This is a genomic window from Rhizobium sp. BK289 (assembly GCF_014193575.1).
GTDB classification, from domain to species: domain Bacteria; phylum Pseudomonadota; class Alphaproteobacteria; order Rhizobiales; family Rhizobiaceae; genus Rhizobium; species Rhizobium tropici_C.
Map to the genome: position 1 here is coordinate 89915 of NZ_JACHZO010000015.1, position 16677 is coordinate 106591.

The 16677-nt window shown below is 61.0% G+C and carries 22 protein-coding genes; 14 read left to right on the plus strand and 8 right to left on the minus strand.

Annotation, left to right across the window (positions count from 1 at the left end; genetic code table 11):
- Positions 1-37 precede the first annotated feature (37 nt).
- The 3 genes from FHT84_RS24845 (at position 38) to FHT84_RS24855 (ending at position 2064) form a co-directional block, all read left to right on the plus strand.
- The gene (locus FHT84_RS24845) at positions 38-226 is read left to right on the plus strand and encodes a YegP family protein (protein WP_015341032.1); all 189 of its coding nucleotides are present in this window, start codon (positions 38-40) and stop codon (positions 224-226) included.
- 246 nt (positions 227-472) lie between these two features.
- A complete protein-coding gene (locus tag FHT84_RS24850; RefSeq protein ID WP_145644511.1) occupies positions 473-811 on the plus strand; it encodes a YciI family protein in 339 nt (112 codons plus the stop codon).
- 5 nt (positions 812-816) lie between these two features.
- Positions 817-2064: a DUF6596 domain-containing protein gene (locus tag FHT84_RS24855; RefSeq protein ID WP_169645315.1), complete on the plus strand. Its 1248-nt coding sequence runs from the start codon at positions 817-819 to the stop codon at positions 2062-2064.
- A 4-nt stretch (positions 2065-2068) separates the two neighbouring features.
- Here the strand turns inward: FHT84_RS24855 and FHT84_RS24860 are convergent, their stop codons facing one another.
- From FHT84_RS24860 to FHT84_RS24880, 5 genes are all read right to left on the minus strand, one after another.
- Positions 2069-3100 carry a peptidoglycan -binding protein gene (locus tag FHT84_RS24860; protein ID WP_112343364.1) on the minus strand — a complete coding sequence of 344 codons (1032 nt, stop codon included), beginning with the start codon at positions 3098-3100 and terminating at the stop codon, positions 2069-2071.
- A gap of 3 nt (positions 3101-3103) precedes the next feature.
- The gene (locus FHT84_RS24865) at positions 3104-4147 is read right to left on the minus strand and encodes a MotA/TolQ/ExbB proton channel family protein (RefSeq protein ID WP_169645314.1); all 1044 of its coding nucleotides are present in this window, start codon (positions 4145-4147) and stop codon (positions 3104-3106) included.
- A 135-nt stretch (positions 4148-4282) separates the two neighbouring features.
- A complete protein-coding gene (locus FHT84_RS24870) occupies positions 4283-5083 on the minus strand; it encodes an inositol monophosphatase family protein (protein ID WP_113249974.1) in 801 nt (266 codons plus the stop codon).
- Between the two features lie 194 nt (positions 5084-5277).
- Complete coding sequence (locus FHT84_RS24875) at positions 5278-6498, minus strand: tetratricopeptide repeat protein (protein ID WP_169645313.1); 1221 nt, start codon at positions 6496-6498, stop codon at positions 5278-5280.
- 9 nt (positions 6499-6507) lie between these two features.
- Positions 6508-7161 carry a thiamine phosphate synthase gene (locus FHT84_RS24880; RefSeq protein ID WP_169645312.1) on the minus strand — a complete coding sequence of 218 codons (654 nt, stop codon included), beginning with the start codon at positions 7159-7161 and terminating at the stop codon, positions 6508-6510.
- A gap of 222 nt (positions 7162-7383) precedes the next feature.
- Between FHT84_RS24880 and FHT84_RS24885 the strand changes: the two genes are divergently transcribed.
- The gene (locus tag FHT84_RS24885; protein ID WP_034476040.1) at positions 7384-7644 is read left to right on the plus strand and encodes a metalloregulator ArsR/SmtB family transcription factor; all 261 of its coding nucleotides are present in this window, start codon (positions 7384-7386) and stop codon (positions 7642-7644) included.
- A 174-nt stretch (positions 7645-7818) separates the two neighbouring features.
- Here the strand turns inward: FHT84_RS24885 and FHT84_RS24890 are convergent, their stop codons facing one another.
- Positions 7819-7992: a DUF465 domain-containing protein gene (locus tag FHT84_RS24890; RefSeq protein WP_069613224.1), complete on the minus strand. Its 174-nt coding sequence runs from the start codon at positions 7990-7992 to the stop codon at positions 7819-7821.
- 231 nt (positions 7993-8223) lie between these two features.
- On the opposite strand from FHT84_RS24890, the gene FHT84_RS24895 reads away from it, so the two are divergent.
- The 6 genes from FHT84_RS24895 to FHT84_RS24920 all read left to right on the plus strand — a co-directional run bounded on the left by FHT84_RS24895 (position 8224) and on the right by FHT84_RS24920 (position 12147).
- On the plus strand, positions 8224-8427 hold the full coding sequence (locus FHT84_RS24895) for a DUF465 domain-containing protein (RefSeq protein ID WP_075851912.1): 204 nt from the start codon (positions 8224-8226) through the stop codon (positions 8425-8427).
- Between the two features lie 19 nt (positions 8428-8446).
- Positions 8447-8941: a 5-(carboxyamino)imidazole ribonucleotide mutase gene (gene purE, locus FHT84_RS24900; protein ID WP_069613329.1), complete on the plus strand. Its 495-nt coding sequence runs from the start codon at positions 8447-8449 to the stop codon at positions 8939-8941.
- On the plus strand, positions 8938-9996 hold the full coding sequence (locus FHT84_RS24905; RefSeq protein WP_169645311.1) for a 5-(carboxyamino)imidazole ribonucleotide synthase: 1059 nt from the start codon (positions 8938-8940) through the stop codon (positions 9994-9996). Before purE ends, FHT84_RS24905 begins: the two co-directional genes overlap by 4 nt.
- A 153-nt stretch (positions 9997-10149) precedes the next feature.
- A complete protein-coding gene (gene ykgO, locus FHT84_RS24910; RefSeq protein ID WP_003582204.1) occupies positions 10150-10275 on the plus strand; it encodes a type B 50S ribosomal protein L36 in 126 nt (41 codons plus the stop codon).
- Positions 10276-10367: 92 nt separating this feature from the next.
- A complete protein-coding gene (locus tag FHT84_RS24915; protein WP_113249978.1) occupies positions 10368-10997 on the plus strand; it encodes a hypothetical protein in 630 nt (209 codons plus the stop codon).
- A 100-nt stretch (positions 10998-11097) separates the two neighbouring features.
- The gene (locus tag FHT84_RS24920) at positions 11098-12147 is read left to right on the plus strand and encodes an alpha/beta hydrolase (protein ID WP_183764858.1); all 1050 of its coding nucleotides are present in this window, start codon (positions 11098-11100) and stop codon (positions 12145-12147) included.
- On the opposite strand, the gene FHT84_RS24925 is transcribed toward FHT84_RS24920, so the two are convergent.
- Positions 12126-13067 (minus strand): LysR substrate-binding domain-containing protein, encoded by a 942-nt coding sequence (locus tag FHT84_RS24925; RefSeq protein ID WP_113249980.1) that lies wholly within the window; start codon positions 13065-13067, stop codon positions 12126-12128. The genes FHT84_RS24920 and FHT84_RS24925 overlap by 22 nt on opposite strands.
- 110 nt (positions 13068-13177) lie before the next feature.
- Here FHT84_RS24925 and FHT84_RS24930 point away from each other — a divergent pair, with 110 nt between their 5' ends.
- The 4 genes from FHT84_RS24930 (at position 13178) to FHT84_RS24945 (ending at position 15607) form a co-directional block, all read left to right on the plus strand.
- Positions 13178-13570: a tautomerase family protein gene (locus FHT84_RS24930; RefSeq protein ID WP_145644504.1), complete on the plus strand. Its 393-nt coding sequence runs from the start codon at positions 13178-13180 to the stop codon at positions 13568-13570.
- Positions 13571-13575: 5 nt separating this feature from the next.
- On the plus strand, positions 13576-13971 hold the full coding sequence (locus FHT84_RS24935) for a cupin domain-containing protein (RefSeq protein WP_145644503.1): 396 nt from the start codon (positions 13576-13578) through the stop codon (positions 13969-13971).
- A gap of 3 nt (positions 13972-13974) precedes the next feature.
- Positions 13975-14547 (plus strand): DUF4865 family protein, encoded by a 573-nt coding sequence (locus FHT84_RS24940; protein ID WP_145644502.1) that lies wholly within the window; start codon positions 13975-13977, stop codon positions 14545-14547.
- A gap of 88 nt (positions 14548-14635) precedes the next feature.
- Positions 14636-15607 (plus strand): threonine/serine dehydratase, encoded by a 972-nt coding sequence (locus tag FHT84_RS24945; RefSeq protein ID WP_145644501.1) that lies wholly within the window; start codon positions 14636-14638, stop codon positions 15605-15607.
- 2 nt (positions 15608-15609) lie between these two features.
- Here FHT84_RS24945 and FHT84_RS24950 read toward each other — a convergent pair whose 3' ends face one another.
- Positions 15610-16245 carry a LysE family translocator gene (locus tag FHT84_RS24950; protein WP_145644500.1) on the minus strand — a complete coding sequence of 212 codons (636 nt, stop codon included), beginning with the start codon at positions 16243-16245 and terminating at the stop codon, positions 15610-15612.
- Between the last annotated feature and the right edge of the window lie 432 nt (positions 16246-16677).

A 16677-nucleotide genomic window follows, 5' to 3' on the forward strand; every position in this document is an offset into this window, starting at 1 on the left:
TTATCCCGCGCTGATGCGATTCTAGGAGACGTGCACCATGTATAAATTTGAAGTCTACAAGGACAAGGCCGGCGAGTTTCGCTTCCGCTTCAAAGCCTCGAACGGCGAAACCATGTTCGGTTCCGAAGGCTACAAGGCGAAGGCTTCGGCCCTGCATGCCATCGAATCGATCAAGGCGCATGTCGGCGGCGCCGTCATCGACGACCAGACGACCGCAACCGCCTAAGATTTCGCGTCAGCATCCGTTGTAACGCCATTTCGGCCGACTGCCCTTGGGCATGCCGGCCGTTTTGATTTCGGCTATCAATTTCAAAAAAATCTTTCCGCGAGTGTCGAACTCGGTCGGTCTTGCGGCTCATTATATCGAAGCGGCAGGAAGCCGTTTTGCCAGCGGTGTTGTATATTCCGGCATTCAGCTTTCCGGTGTGCGCCGTCCGGCTATCGTCAAAACTGCAAATGGGAGACTTATCTCATGCAATATGCTTTGATCATCCGTGAATCAGCCGAGGATTTTGGGCGTCGCGCCGATCCGACCTACAAGAACGGCTGGATCGCCTACACACAGGCGCTGATCCAGGCCGGCATCATGACCGGAGGCGCGGGATTGACTGCGCCGGAGACGGCAACGGTCATCCGTCGCCAGGGCGAGGATCATGAGGTAAAGGACGGTCCCTTCCCTGACGGCAAGGAACAGCTTGGCGGCTTCTACCTGATCGATGTGCCGGATCTCGATGCTGCGCTGGAATGGGCGCTACGCGTACCGATCTCCCAGCAAGGTTCGGTCGAGATACGGCCGCGATTGCAGATGTAGCCATCATGGCATCGGATGCCCGACGCGCTGCCGAGCAAGCGGCGCGTCAATCCTACGGCAAGCTGGTTGCTTTTCTCGCCGCGCGCTTCCGTGACGTGCCGGCGGCCGAGGATGCTTTGTCCGATGCGATCGCAGCAGCGCTGAGCACCTGGCCGGAACGCGGCATCCCTGACAATCCGGAAGCCTGGCTGCTGGTTGCAGCCAAGCGTAACCTCCTTCGCGGGGTCAGGCACGAGAACGTCAAGGCCGGAGCGCGCGACAGGATCATGATGGCCTTCGAAGAAGCGGAGGAACGCATGAATGCCGACAATTCCACCTTTCCGGACGAGCGCCTGAAGCTCCTCTTCGTCTGCGCCCATCCGGCTTTGGATCGCTCGGCCCACACGCCGCTGATGCTGCAGTCCGTGCTGGCCGTCGATGCCGCAACCATAGCCAAGGCCTTCCTCGTTTCGCCGCAAGCCATGAGCCAGCGGCTGGTGCGGGCAAAAATCAAGATCCGCGACGCACATATTCCCTTTATCGTTCCGGAACGGTCCGTCTTGCCGGACCGATTGGAAAGCGTGCTCTCGGCGATATATGCCGCCTATGGGCTCGGCTGGGATGGGGTCGACGGAGAGATCGGCAAGCAAAGATCCCTCGCGGAGGAGGTCATCTGGCTCGGCCGCACTTTGCTCGCGACACTGCCCCAGGAGCCGGAGGCGGCGGGCTTGTTGTCGCTGATGCTCTACAGCCAATCCCGACGTGAAGCGCGGCGCGACGCGAATGGACGATATATCCCTCTCGATCAACAGGACATGGCCCTTTGGGATGCCGAAATGATTCTGGAAGCCGACGATCTCTTGCGAAAGGCCGGCGTGTTCGGGCGTTTCGGTCCGTTCCAGTGCCAGGCTGCGATCCAGTCCGTGCATGCCGACCGGCGACGCTCCGGCGCGACCGACTGGGCCGCTCTGGCCAAGCTCTATGAAGCGCTCGTGATCATGACGCCGACGGCTGGCGCGCGCGTCAGCCACGCGGCCGTTACCGGCAAAGTGGAAGGTCCGGCAGCGGGCTTGGCTCTGCTTGACCGGATAGCCGAGCGCGACATTGTCAACTATCAGCCCTATTGGGCCGTGCGCGCCCACCTGCTGACCGAGGCCGAAGATACGGAAAGCGCCTCCCACGCGTATCGCACCGCGATCGGCCTCAGTGACAGCGAAGCCGTGCGGCAGTTCCTGCAGGCACGCCTCGATAAGATCGCGTCGCCCCAGCAATGACCAATTATTTTTCGGTCAGCTTCAGTTCGATACGGCGGTTGGTGGCGCGAGCATCCGGCGTATCGCCCGGTGCGATCGGTTGGAATTCGCCGAAACCGGCCGCAACAAGCCTGTCAGCGGGGACGCCCTGCGAGATCAGGAACTTGACGACAGCGATGGCGCGCGCCGACGACAGAGCCCAGTTGTCCGGATAGCGGCCACTGCCCGAAAGCGGCACATTGTCGGTATGGCCATCGACACGCAGCACCCAATTGATCTCGGGCGGAATTTCCTTGGAAAGGTCGATGAGAGCTGCCGCAAGCTTGGTCATTTCCGTCTGACCGGCCGGATTGAGATCGGCCGAGCCCGATGGGAACAGCACTTCCGACTGGAACACGAAACGGTCGCCGACGATGCGGATGTTATCGCGGTCGGAGAGGATTTCGCGCAGGCGGCCGAAGAAATCCGAACGGTAGCGGTTCAGCTCCTGTACGCGCTGCGCCAGCGCCACATTCAGCCGCCGGCCAAGATCGGCGATCTTCACCTGCGACGACTGATCCTTGGTCTCGGAAGCCTGGAGTGCGGCTTCTACGGCCGCGATCTGGCTGCGCAGTGCGGCAATCTGCTGATTGAGGAGATCGACCTGGGTGAGAGCCCGCGCACTCACCTGCTTCTGCTCGTCGAGCTGCTGCGTCAGCGTACCGGCCCGCTGTTCGGCGGCCTGGCTGCTGCCGGAACCCGCGGCAAGCAGAGACTGCAGACGCGAGCGTTCGCTTTCCGCCGATGACAGCGACGCCTGGAGGTTGGCAACTGTATCCTCCAGATCCTGCTTGCCGTTCTTTTCGAGTGCCAACTGCTCCACAAGATCGTTGATGCGGCTGTTGAGGCGGTTGAGGACCTCGTCACGCCCGGAAATTTCGCGACTGAGGATGAATTGGCCGACGACGAACACCGTCAGCAGGAACATGATGGCCATCAGCAGCGTGGAGAGCGCGTCGACAAAGCCTGGCCAATAGTCGACGCTTCTCTGGTGGCGTCGGTTGCGGGCGAGCGCCATGGCTTACTTGCTCCCGGTCTTCTCGGTGTGGCCGATGCGGTCGGCGAGCCTATCGAGCGTGCGGCGCATCGATTTCGCCTCTTCCTGCTGCGCCTCGATCCAGTCACGCAGCATCTGCTGTTCGTTGCGCATGTTCTTGACCAGGCCCTGAATACCTTCGGCAAGATTGGCCATGGCGGTCACCGAGCGCTGGCCGCCGCCCTCCTCGGCAATCTTGCGCAGATAATCCGACAGCGCCCGCACGTCCTCCGAAGAGGCGCCGGCCGCGCCTTCGATGACCGGGGCGATATCGGAGCCGACATCGGTGACCGACGACAGCCAGTTTTCGAGCTCCGTGTAGAAGCGGTTCTGCGCACGGCCGGCCTGCAGGTCGAGGAAGCCGAGGATCAGCGAGCCGGAAAGGCCGAGCAGCGACGACGAGAAGGCCGTGCCCATGCCTACCAGCGGGCCGGAAAGCCCGGTCTTCAGGGCGCTCAGAATATCGCCGGTGTCGCCGGTGCCGGCATCGAGGCCCTGGATGACGTCGTTGATCGAACCGATGGTGCCGATCAGACCCCAGAAGGTGCCGAGCAGACCCAGAAAGACCAAGAGGCCGATGAGATAGCGCGACGTATCGCGCGATTCGTCGAGGCGCGTGGCGATCGAATCGAGAATGGAGCGCAGCGTCGCGGTGGAGAGCTGCATCGCGCGGCGGTTGCCGAGCAGCGCCCGCATCGGCGCGAGCAGCCGTGGATTGCGGCCGACCTTGTCCGCATTGCCGACGGCACGGAAATGGTTGAACCAGCGAACCTCCGGCCTCAGCATCAGCACGTGATTGAAGACCAGCAGGATGCCGACGGCCAGAACGCCGAGGATCAGGCCGTTGAGCCCGGGATTGTGCAGGAAGGCGACCTGGGCCTGACGGAAAAGAATGGCCACGATGAAGCCGACGATGACCAGAAAAAGAACCATCGTCCAGAAGAAGGCCATCGGGCTTGAGAGCTTGTAGGTGTAATTGCCCGATACGTTGTCGGTCGATCCGAGATCCGACAGATTCACATTTTCCATCACACGCTCCGCCACCGTATCTTCCGCAGGCGGAGACTAGAGCAACATTGTGCCGAATTGAAGAGACGGAAAGCACAAAACAGCCCGTTGGCAACAGACTGTTTTGTCATTCGAAAAAGCGAATGGGGGAATGGCTTACTTCGTCGGGATCGGACGCTTAACCACTTCGGCGAGCGCCTTCTGGATGTGCTCATTGCCGCAGATGATCGAACTCGTGCCGAGCATGTCGTTACCGCCGTGGAAATCCGAGACGAAACCGCCGGCTTCGCGGATCAGCAGAATGCCGGCCGCGATATCCCAGGGTGAAAGACCGGTTTCCCAGAAACCGTCGAAACGACCGGCCGCCACATAGGCGAGATCGAGCGATGCGGAGCCGAGGCGGCGCACACCGGCGACTTCGCCCATGACATGGCGCAGCTCCACCAGGAACTTGCCGTGATTGCCGCGGCCGAGATGCGGAACGCCGCAGCCGATGACGCTGTCCGACAGCACGCGGCGCGAAGCGACACGCAGACGACGGTCATTGAGGAATGCGCCGCCGCCGCGTTCGGTTGTATAGAGTTCATCGGTCGCCGGATTGAAGATGACGCCGGCAACGATCTCGTCATTGCGCTCAAGCGCGATCGAAACGGCGAACATCGGAATACCGTGCAGGAAGTTGGTGGTGCCGTCGAGCGGATCGACGATCCAGCGATGAGCGCCGTCCGTGCCCTTGACCTCTTCGCTTTCCTCGCCGAGGAAACCGTAGGTGGGGCGTGCCTTCATCAGCTCGTCGCGGATGATCTTCTGCGCCTTCAGATCCGCCTGGCTGACGAAATCGCCCGGTCCCTTCACCGAAACCTGCAGGTTCTGCACTTCACCGAAATCGCGGCTGAGCGACTTGCCTGCCTTGAGGGCAGCCTGAACCATGACATTGAGAAGAGCAGAACGGGCCATCGGGTTTCCTTGGATAATGCAGAAAGCGCTGACCGGGCGGCCCGAAAGCAGGCCCCGACGGAGCGGGAGCGTCAGCGGAAATAAAGATTGGCGGCCTCAAGACCATAAAATCGGGAGAATTTCAAGTGGCGAGGCTATGGCACGCGCAAACTGACATCACATCAGGCCCGTCACGCTGGTTTCACCTCCGGCTGCTACCGCGCGCGACGATACTTGTTCGCGGCATCGATGGCCGCCTTCTGCTGATAGTCCTCGATGCCCTGATAGAAATCCTCGAGCTCTGCATCCTTCAGACCGGCGCGGCGGGAAATGACATACCAGGTGGCCGCAGCCACGGGATCCTGCTTCGTGCCGATGGCATTGATGTAAAGATGCGCGAGTTTGTTTTGGGCGACGACGTTGCCGCGATAGGCGGCGACCCGCATCCAATTGAAGCCGTTTTCGAGATCCTGTTTGCCGCCGATGCCGTTGATCAACCAGAGGCCCATGTCGAGCTGCGCGGTGTCGAAGCCTGAATTGGCGGCGCGAGACAGCCACTCCCGCGCGCGGGCCTTTTTCTCGGGCGGCAGGTCGGGAAGGTTGAGATAGAGCTGCGAGACGGCATATTGCGCGTCGGCAATGCCCTGCTCGGCGGATTTCTCATAATAGGGAAGCGCCATTTGCAGGCCCTTCGCGCCGGGATTTTCAGCCGTCAGCATCTGCGCCACGTTGAACTCGGCCGAAGGCTGCCCGGCTTCGGCAGCCTTCTTCATCCATTCATCCGCTTTTTTCTGATCGCGGGGCACATCGCGGCCTTCCATCAGGATCAGCGCGTATTTGAACATGGAGGTGGCATCGCCGCCTTCGGCGGCCTTGCTGTACCAGAAAGCGGCGTCCTTGGTGTCGCGCTTGACACCCAATCCCTGCGACATCAGCTCGGCAATGAGGGTCTGCGCGGCCGGATCGCCGAGCTGCGCCCGCGGCAGAGCCCGCTGGAAGGCGGTCAGATAGTAGCCGCGCTGGAAGGCGCCATAGGCGTCGTCGACCTTGCCCTTGAAGGGTTTTTCCGGCGGCAGGGCAGGCAGATTGGCACCCATGCGCTCGAACACCCCGACGCCTTCCGAGGGCTTCATGTCGCCCTCGGCCTTCGGCTCGCTGCCCGGCTGGATCTTCTCGGTCTTGAAGGTGCCGGCATCGGCACCCAGCGGCCGCGTCACGACGCTTTCGTTGGCTGCCGGTGCATCCGGCACAGAGGAAGCGTCATCGGCCTGAACCTTGTCATCAGGCCGCGCGCCTTTCTCTGCCGGCGCCTTGACGCCCGGCAACGACGTGGCGCCACTATCCGATTGCGCTGCAGCCAGCAGTGGAAATATCGTCAGCCCGGCCGTGAGCGCGACAAGAAAAGGTCTATGGCGGAATCGAGGCTTTGACGACATGAACCGCTATCAATCCTCAAACCGTGGCGCTTTTTCGTCCAGAAGCGCGTTCACTTCGGCAACGATGGACGGAGCCGCCGCAGGATCGGCAAAAACCGCCTTATGCAGTGCGACGAACTCGGCACCCGTCAGGGCTACGTCCAGCGCCGACTTCGGATCGGTGCCGCCCATGACGATGCAGGGAATCTCGATCATGGAGGCCCACCATTCGCCGAGCGCCAGGTTTTTCGGATGCGCCTCCGGCTTGATGTCGCCGTCCAGCTTGCCGAAGAAGATGTAGTCCGGTCTGAGCTCACCAATCTCCAGCGCGTTATGCCTGTCGGCCGCGTTGCCGCCGCCAACGATCAGCTTCGGCACGAATTTTTCGACGGCTTCGGTAAGTTCGGCAATATTGCCGGCAATGTGCAGCCCGTCGGCTTTGGCCCGGCCGGCTACGCGGCTGTCCCCGGCAACGAGCGCCGCCGCACCCGCCGCCTGCACCACCGGCACCAGCCTTTCCGCATGTTTCTGAAACGTGCCGTCATCCAGCCCGTATTGGGGAATGATCACCGAGGCGACATCCCCGCCCCTCAGCGCATCGGCCACGACCTTTACCTGCTGCTCGATATCGGCAATGTCGGGAACGATGAGAACGAGGCGGCAACGATCTTCGGGCACGGTCATGCGAGCTTCCATGGTTTCGGCTTCCATCGTCAGCGATGGCGCACCGGTTCGATAGTCGTGAGTAAATCCGTTAGCTCTCTCTGACAAGGGGCAGCGGCTGAAACGGCGATCTGTGGCGTAAATCCGGGACATTCTCGGCGCAGCCGATAAGCCCGTCGCGCAATATATCATGCAGCGCACAATTAACTTGCCGCCCCTTGGTGTTTGACGTAGCTTTCGGCCATGTCGACCATGGACCCTTTCGCAGCCATCGCGGATCCGAACCGGCGCTATTTGCTGGAGGAATTGCGCCGCGCACCCAAGACGGTCAACGAATTGGCGCAGGGCCTGCCGATCAGCCGCCCGGCGGTGTCGCAGCACTTGAAGGCGCTCCTCGACAGCAATCTCGTTTCCGTCACCAATGAAGGCACGAAGCGCATATACGCCGTCAACAGCCGCGGTTTCGACAAGCTGAATTTATGGCTGGATCAGTTCTGGTCCTGAAATTATCTTCGCTTTCGCGACTTCAAGAAAATTGCGCCAACCTCTACCCTTGACACTATGATGTTGGCGCATCCGTTTTTTTGGCGGAAATGCTCATCGATCCTGGCTGGAAAAATTTCGATCTGCCTCCCTTGCCCCCAAGATCGATGGCTTCTTGAACTTTAGGGCGTTATGTCAGTGAACTGACGAACGCAGACGTTGGATTTCGTCCTTGACGCGCAGCTTCCTGCGTTTGATGTCGGCTATTTCCGTATCATTGCTAGAGGGAGATGACATTGCCGCATGCAGCGCCTCCTCGAGCGCGACATGTTTCTTTTCGAGCGATTCAAGATGAGCTTGAACAGTCATATGACCCTTCCTTCCTCTTTAAGAGCCCTGACCATCCATTCGCCAAGGCTCTAGGTGTCAACCCTCCCACTGTGCCATAATATCAAGCCTTTGTCGAAGGCGAAAACGTGGCCTATAGACGGCAAATTCGTGATGAAGGATAACTTCCAGTTACCGTCATTTGGTGATAGGAGCTTGCGGGATTCACGAGACGGAACGAATACGATTCCGCTATATGCTGGGGAAATGAACATGGCCGATCAGGAACAGGCGGAAATCAGGCTGATCGTGGCGCGGCTGCGCCAGGAGCACGAGGATTATGACGCCGCAATCAATGCCATGATCCAGACGGGCTGCGATGCCCTTCGAATCCAGCGCATGAAGAAGAAGAAGCTCGTCATCAAGGACAAGCTGACCAAGCTGGAAGACCAAATCATCCCCGATATCATAGCCTGAGGAGTGCAAAGCAACGATGATGACCGAAAGACCGCCTGTCGCCATCATCATGGGAAGCCAGTCCGACTGGGAAACCATGAAGAATGCCGCGGATACTTTGGAAGCGCTTGAAATCACCTATGATGCGCGCATCATCTCGGCTCATCGTACGCCCGACCGGCTGGTGAATTTTGCCAAGGGGGCGAAGGATGAAGGCTTCAAGGTCATCATCGCCGGCGCCGGCGGCGCGGCGCATCTGCCGGGTATGGCGGCTTCCATGACGCCGCTCCCAGTCTTCGGTGTGCCGGTGCAATCCCGTGCGCTCTCCGGGCAGGACAGTCTTCTTTCGATCGTGCAGATGCCGGCCGGCATTCCCGTAGGTACGCTGGCGATCGGCAAGGCCGGCGCGGTCAACGCCGCCCTGCTTGCAGCCGCCGTGCTGGCGCTTGGCGATGAAGAGATCGCCGATCGGCTCGACGAATGGCGCGCCCGCCAGAGTGCCGCGGTCGCCGAATATCCGATGGACGACCTATGAACGCGAAGACGATCGGCATCATCGGCGGCGGCCAGCTTGGCCGCATGCTGGCCATGGCGGCCGCACGCCTGAACTTCCGCACTGTCATCCTCGAGCCCCAGGCCGATTGTCCGGCAGCCCATGTTGCCAATGAGCAGATCGCCGCCGCCTACGACGATGCGGCCGCGCTTGCCGAACTGGCGAAGCGCTGCGATGTCGTGACCTATGAGTTCGAAAACGTGCCGGTGACCGCCGCCGAGGATCTTGCCTTGCAGGTAACGGTCTATCCGCCGCCGAAGGCGCTTGAAATGGCACAGGACCGGCTGATCGAGAAGCGCTTCATCAATGGCTGCGGCATTCCGACGGCCCGCTTCCATGCCGTCGACAGCCAGGAAGACCTGGAAAAGGCGCTCGCCGATTTCGGCGGTCAGGGCGTGCTCAAGACGCGCCGCCTCGGTTACGACGGCAAGGGCCAGCGCGTCTATCGCTCCACCGCCGACAGCGCCGAGGGCGGCTATGCGGCCTTGGGCAGCGTGCCGCTGATTCTGGAGAGTTTCGTCTCTTTCGAGCGCGAAATCTCGATCATCGCTGCTCGCGGCAGTGACGGGAAGGTTGCCTGCTACGATCCGGCCGAGAACGTCCATCGCAATGGCATTCTCCACACCTCCACGCTGCCGGCGAGCATTTCGCAGGAGACGGCGAACACCGCGCGCGAAGCTGCGGAAAAGATATTGACGGCGCTCGGCTATGTCGGCGTCATCGGCATCGAGTTCTTCGTGCTGGCCGATGGCAGCCTGATCGCAAATGAAATGGCGCCGCGCGTCCATAATTCCGGCCATTGGACGGAAGCCGCCTGCGTCATCTCGCAGTTCGAGCAGCATATCCGTTCCGTCGCCGGCCTGCCGCTCGGAAATCCTCAGCGTCATTCGGACTGTGTCATGACCAATCTGATCGGCGATGACATCAAGGCATTGCCGGAATGGCTGCGCCTTGACGACACGCTGGTGCATCTCTACGGCAAGACCGAAGCACGGCCAGGCCGCAAGATGGGGCATGTCACACAGCTTCTGCGCTGAGAGCCGTGGGAAAAAGCCCCTGACATGGTTGACAGGCCCGGTATGACAGGGTATTTGCTCCCCACCCTAAAGAGCGCGCCCCGAGCGCGCTTTTGATTGTTAAAAGACCCGGGCGAATGTGACATTCCCCCTCAGAGATCGCGGATCAGAAAAATGAAGATCAAGAATTCGCTCAAGTCGCTCAAGGCGCGTCACCGTGACAACCGTCTGGTTCGCCGCAAGGGCCGTATCTACATCATCAACAAGCTGAACCCGCGCTACAAGGCTCGTCAGGGCTGATATAGCGCGCGGCTCGGATCCTATGGATCCGACGCTCAGTTTTAGTTGATCGCATCAAATTTGGTTTTGATCTTCGACATTGGCGGGCTACTATGCCCGCCATGCGCGTTTTTGCTTTGTCATATCTAGCCCTGCCGATTCTGCTTGCTCTGACGGCCTCCGCTCCCCATCCGGCGTTCGCGGACGAACCGAACATAATGGAGAAGAAGGGTCCCGATGATCCCTCCGGCAGCCTGTCGCCGAAGCAACGGCTCGATAATCTCTTTACGGCGCTGAAGCGCCAGCGCGATCCCGATCAGGCCAGCCTGATCGCAGATCAGATCAATGCCGAACTCAGCGATTCCGGCAGCGCCACGATCAATCTCCTGATGCAATGGGCCGACAAGGCCATCCAAGAGAAGCGCAATGCCGCCGCCATGGACTATCTGGATCAGGTGATCTCGCTGAAACCAGACTATGTTGAAGGCTGGAATCGCCGCGCGACTCTGAATTTCGCGATCGGCGACTATCGCAAGTCGATGGAAGACATCAATCAGGTCCTACGCATAGAGCCGCGCCATTTCGGCGCACTGGCCGGCATGGCGGCGATCCTGACCGAACGTGATAATGATGCGCTCGCCCTCAGGGCCTGGGAGCGCTTTCTGGAAGTGTATCCGGCGAATCGGTCAGCGCAGGAAGAAGCCGGCAAGCTCTCGGAAAAGGTTGCCGGCAGCCGCACCTGATACCGTGGCCGCGAACGCTCATCCCTTGGCTGATTGGAAGGGATGAAAAACCGCAGGAATGCGCTAGATTAGTGTCTTACGATATTTGATCTGTGCCGCAATGTTCGATTCTCTTCTCGCCGCCATTGTCCTGCTTCTTGCCATTGCCGCGGGCTTCTCCGCCTACAAGACGCGCGCCATCGAGCAGACCTATCCGAATATCGGCGAGCTCACCGACATCGGCGGCTATCGCCTCAACGCCGTGCATCTGCCGCGCCCGGCGACGGCGGACCTGCCGGCTCTGGTCTTCATCCATGGCGCCAGCGGCAATCTGCGCGATCAGTTCGAAGCCTTTGCGGCACCTTTGCGCGGCCGGGCCGAGATGCTGTTCGTCGATCGGCCGGGCCACGGCTATTCCGAACGCGGGACTGCTGAAAATGCCCTTCCCTCCGGCCAGGCCGATGCTATCGCAAGGCTGATGGATGGGCGCGGCATCAAGAGCGCCATCATCATCGGTCACTCCTTCGGCGGCGCCATCGCCGCCGCCTTCGGCATGCGCCATCCCGAAAAAACGGCGGGATTGCTCTTCCTCGCCCCGGCAACACATCCCTGGTCCGGCGGCGTCGACTGGTACTACACGCTCGCCGCCATGCCCGTCCTGGGCTGGCTCTTTACCCAGCTCTTCGTCATCCCGATCGGCCTGCGCCGGGTCGATACCGGCACGCTCAACATCTTCCATCCGAATGCCCGGCCGGCGGACTACGTCATGAAGACAGCGCCGGAACTCGTATTGCGGCCGCGGACCTTCCGCAACAACGCAATCGATGTCGTCAATCTCTTTGCCTATGTCTCTACCCATGCGCCGCGCTACAGCGAGATCAAGGCACCTACTGTCATCATTACCGGCGACAGCGATGATATCGTGCTGGAGGAATTGCATTCGCGCGGGCTTGCGCAGGATATCGCCGGTGCCAAACTCATCACCATCCGCAATCTCGGCCACAAGCCGGATTATGTGACGACGGATGTTGCGATCGCGGCCATCGAACATCTGGGGGGCCAGCCGCGCGATCTGGAAATACTGGCAGCCGAGGCCGAAATCCGTATAGCCAACCTGTCGAAAGAACCTTCCAAATCCAGCGCCGGATCTCAGGCGGTGATGACATCATGAGCCGGCGCATCCTCCAATATCCGGCTCTTCGGCACGGTCTCGATGGTCTGCCGCACCGCCTGCAGCATGATCGACGCCAGCCGTTCCGTCGCCGGGCTAGCCTCCGCCTCGGCACGATGCAGCACGAGATCAAGCTTCGGCAAAGCCGGCAGACCCGCTTCATTAGGCGTTAATTGCCGCACCTTCTGCGGCAGGCCGAGCGGCGTGCGCAGTGTCAGACCGAGGCCCGCTGCCGTCGCAGCCCAAAGGCCGCCGAGGCTTGGGCTGACGAAGGATATCCGCCAGCCGATACCAGCCCGATCGAGCGTCTTCGTGGCGATATTACGCAACAGGCATGGCGCTTCCAGCGACGCCAATGGCATGACCTCACCGCTATCGGCACGCCACTGAATCGTGCCATTGGCCGGACCGACCCAGCAGAGCGGTACTTCGGCTATACGGTCCGTATAAGCAGTGCGGAAACCGTCGCTCCAGGCAAGCGCCAAGTCGAGCTTGCCTGAGGTCACCCGCTCAATCAGTTCCGCATTGCGTACGACCCGCGCCTCGATGCGCACCTTTGGATGGGCGCGGGCAAAACGGCCAAGCACTTCGGGCAATAGGGTTTCCCCGAAATCCTCCTGCAGACCCAGGCGCACCCAGCCCTCAAGCTCGGTCCCATGCAGCGCCGTGGCCGCCTCGTCGTTCAGATCCAGCAGCCGCCGGGCATAGCCAAGCATCGTCTCGCCGGCCTCCGTCAGCGCCAGCCCACGCCCCGCCTTGCGGAAGATTGGCGTACCCGCCTGCTCCTCCAGCTTCTTCAGCTGGGCGCTGATGGCGGAGGTCGAACGCCCGAGCCTGTCGGCCGCCTTGGCATAGCTGCCGAGATCCATGCCGGTGACGAAACTGCGCAGTACATCGAGATCGAAGATGACTTTTCGCATGGAGAATCATCCATATTTTTGGGACTATAAATCCAGAATTATCTGATTTTCAGGATGATTATCCGCTGGCATTCAGTGCTCGTCAAGTGAAACGGAAACAGGAGCACCCCATGCCATTCACCCGCATCACCCTTCTGCGCGGCAAGTCGCCGGAATATCTCAAGGCGCTTTCGGATAATTTCCACCGCGCTCTGGTCGAAGCCTTCGACGTGCCGCCGACAGATCGCTTCCAGTCCATTCATCAGCTGGAGCCACATGAGCTCATCTTCGATCGGACCTATTTCGCCAGCAAGCCGCGTTCGGACAACTACATCTTCTTCGACGTCACCATCGGCAAGCCCCGCAGTACCGAGGTCAAGAAGACCTTCTATCGCCGGGTCGCCGAACTTCTTGCCGATTCGCCCGGTATCCGTCCCGAGGACATCATGATCACCATCACGACGGCGACACGCGAGGATTGGTCCTTTTCGGACGGCATCGCGCAAATGATCGAACAGGCTTGAGAGCCATGCCTCAGACCACATCTACCCCGTCGCCCGCCATCCATCGCGCCGGCACGAATATGCGGCCATCGCCCGAGGGCATCGCCACGGCCTCCTTCCTGGTGGAGTCGCTGGTGGAGAATGGCGAGAACGGCGGCCTCACAGCCATGCGCTGCGAACTCGAACCCGGCGTCATGACACGCTGGCATACGCATCCGCACGGACAGATCCTCTATGTCCTGTCCGGCGTCGGGCTTGCCGAACGTTTCGGCGGCCCGGCGGAGGAACTGCGCGCCGGCGACTGTATCAGCTTCGCGCCCAACGAGCGCCATCGGCACGGTGCGGCGCCGGAGAATGCCTTCTCCTATATCAGCATCCAGGCGGCGCAGGATGGCAGCGCCGTGACCTGGCTGGAGGAATGACCGATGATCGCCATGCAATATAACTTCCCCCTCCCCGCGGATTACGACATGACGATCATCGATCGCCGTATCCGCGACAAAGGTCCCCTGCTCGACAACCTTCCGGGCTTGAAATTCAAGGCCTACCTGACGGCGAGAAAGGGCGATGCCGTCACGGGAAGCCAGCAGAATTTCTATTCCCCCTTCTACGTGTGGCAGGAGGGAGAAGGCCTGAGCGACTTCGTCTGCGGCCCCGGCTTCCTCGCCCTGACCGAGAATTTCGGCCGCCCCCAGGTCAACACCTGGATCGCCTGGCACGCCGAGATATCTGCGGGTATCCGCCGCGCCAAATTCGCGACACGCGAGGTGGTCACGATCGATGCCGGAACCTCGCTCGCCGAGCTCCGCGCGAGCGAAACTGAGGCGGCAGCGCAAGCCCTCTCGAACAGCGAAGCACTGGCCTCGGTCGCCGCCTTCGAGCCGACCCACTGGACGTTGGTGCGCTTCCGCCTGCTGGCCGAGCCGCCGAAAGATCCGGCCAGGTCTGGTCTGCAGATCTACGACGTCGGGCATCTCTCGCTGCCCAACCTCGCCTGAAGTGTCACGGAGACAATCTCCTTGTTTCAAAGGGAAGCGGCGCGCTTTATGGAGGGAAAGCCTTTCTAATCAGAAGAGTGATCCGTCCATGGTCGATATCGCAATGATCGAAGCCGCTCGCACTCGCCTCGGCGGTCGGGCGCGGCGCACACCACTTCTCTCCTCGCCTTTTCTCGATGAGATCGCCGGGCGCCGCCTGTTCGTGAAAGCCGAATGCCTGCAGCACTCCGGCTCCTTCAAGTTTCGCGGCGGCTGGTCGGCTGTTTCGGCGCTGGAGCCGGCCGTGCGTTCGAGAGGCGTCATCGCCTTCTCCTCCGGCAATCATGCCCAGGGCGTGGCGTTGGCCGCCAAGCTGCACGGCATTCCCTCTGTCATCATCATGCCGGCGGATGCGCCGAAGCTGAAGATCGCCAATACCCGCGCCTTCGGCGCCGAAGTCGTGCTCTATGATCGCGTGAAGGAAGATCGCGACGAGATCGGCGCCCGTATTTCCAAGGAGCGAGGCCTGACTCTCATCAAGCCCTTCGACGAACCGCAGGTGATTGCCGGCCAGGGAACGACCGGGCTGGAAATCGCCGAACAAGCGGCAGAGGAAGGCATCGAGACAGCCAGCGTCCTGGTTCCTTGTGGCGGTGGCGGGTTGACCTCGGGTATCGCACTCGCGCTCGAATCCCGCGCGCCGGGTTTCAAGGTACGCCCGTGCGAACCGGAAAATTTCGACGACACCGCCCGTTCGCTGGTTTCGGGTAAGATCGAGCGCAATGCCGCGCTGCAAGGCTCGATCTGCGATGCCATCATCAGCCCCCAGCCGGGCGATATCACTTTTCCGATCATGAAGCGCCTCTGCGGCCCCGGCCTAGTCGTCACGGACGAGGAAGCGCAGAAAGCCATGGCGCTCGCCTTCACCCGTTTGAAGATCGTCGTTGAACCGGGCGGCGCCGTCGCACTCGCGGCAGCGCTCTTCCACGGCAGGCACATCGACGGCGATACGGTGATCGCAGTCACGTCGGGCGGCAATGTCGACAGGGAAGTTTTTGAGGCGGCATTGAGCCGTCAATAACCTCAATTCACGGCGCGACGATACAGCGCCAGCGACCCGGCAAGAGCCAGCAGCGCGCCGCCACAGGCGCGCTCCAGCCATTTAGCCCCTTCCGACTTCAGGACGCGGACCGCCTGCGAACCGAAGACCGCGTAGCCGAACATGATCATAAAATCGAGTGCGGCGAAGACGGCGCCCAGCACGACATATTGCTGCAGCTGCGGCCCAGAAGGGTCTATGAACTGCGGCAGGAAGGCCGAGAAGAAGAGATAGCCCTTCGGATTGGTCACGGCGACCATGAAACTCTTCAGGCCGATGGCAAAGGCCGTACCCTTCGCCTGGCTCGCGCTCGCCTGCAACGCACCCTCGATACTTCCCTTCGACCGCAGCATCATGATGCCGAGAAAGGCGAGATAAGCCGCACCCACGCACTTCAGCGCCGAGAACCAGAATTCCGAAGCCGCAAGCAGGGCACCGAGGCCGATAGCGACGGCGCTGATCAGAACGGCATCGGAAAGGACGGCCCCGATCATGCCCGGCAAGGCGCGCCTGACGCCGAAACGCGAACCATTGGTCAGCGCCAGCAGCACAGTCGGCCCCGGCGTCGCGATACCGATGAAGGAAACGGCGGCGAAGGCAAGCAGCGTGGTGAGATGCATGGAGTCCCCTCCTTTTGGAATGAGCAAGGGTTGCATGTGGGAAGGTGGTTAGCAAGGGGGCTTGGCGGAGGCTTTCAGTCTACCGCACCTATGATACCCCCTCTGTCGCTATCGCGACATCTCCCCCACAAGGGGGGAGATTGGTGACCCGCGGCATCGACACGCCTCCAACCAACTTTGTATCCGCAGAGACTGAAGCGCGTTGTATCGTTAAAGGCGCCTGCAAACTCCAAACGATCTCCCCTCTTGTGGCAGGGCTATCGCATATGGAGGCGGACGAGCACCATAAGCTCCTCTCCCCTCGGGGAGAAGGTGGCCCGAAGGGTCGGATGAGGGGGTTATCTATTTGAATTCATGAATTTTAGTGGTCTTGGCGGGCACCCCCCTCATCCGCCTGGCGGCACCTTCTCCCCGCTGGGGAGAAGGGGGACA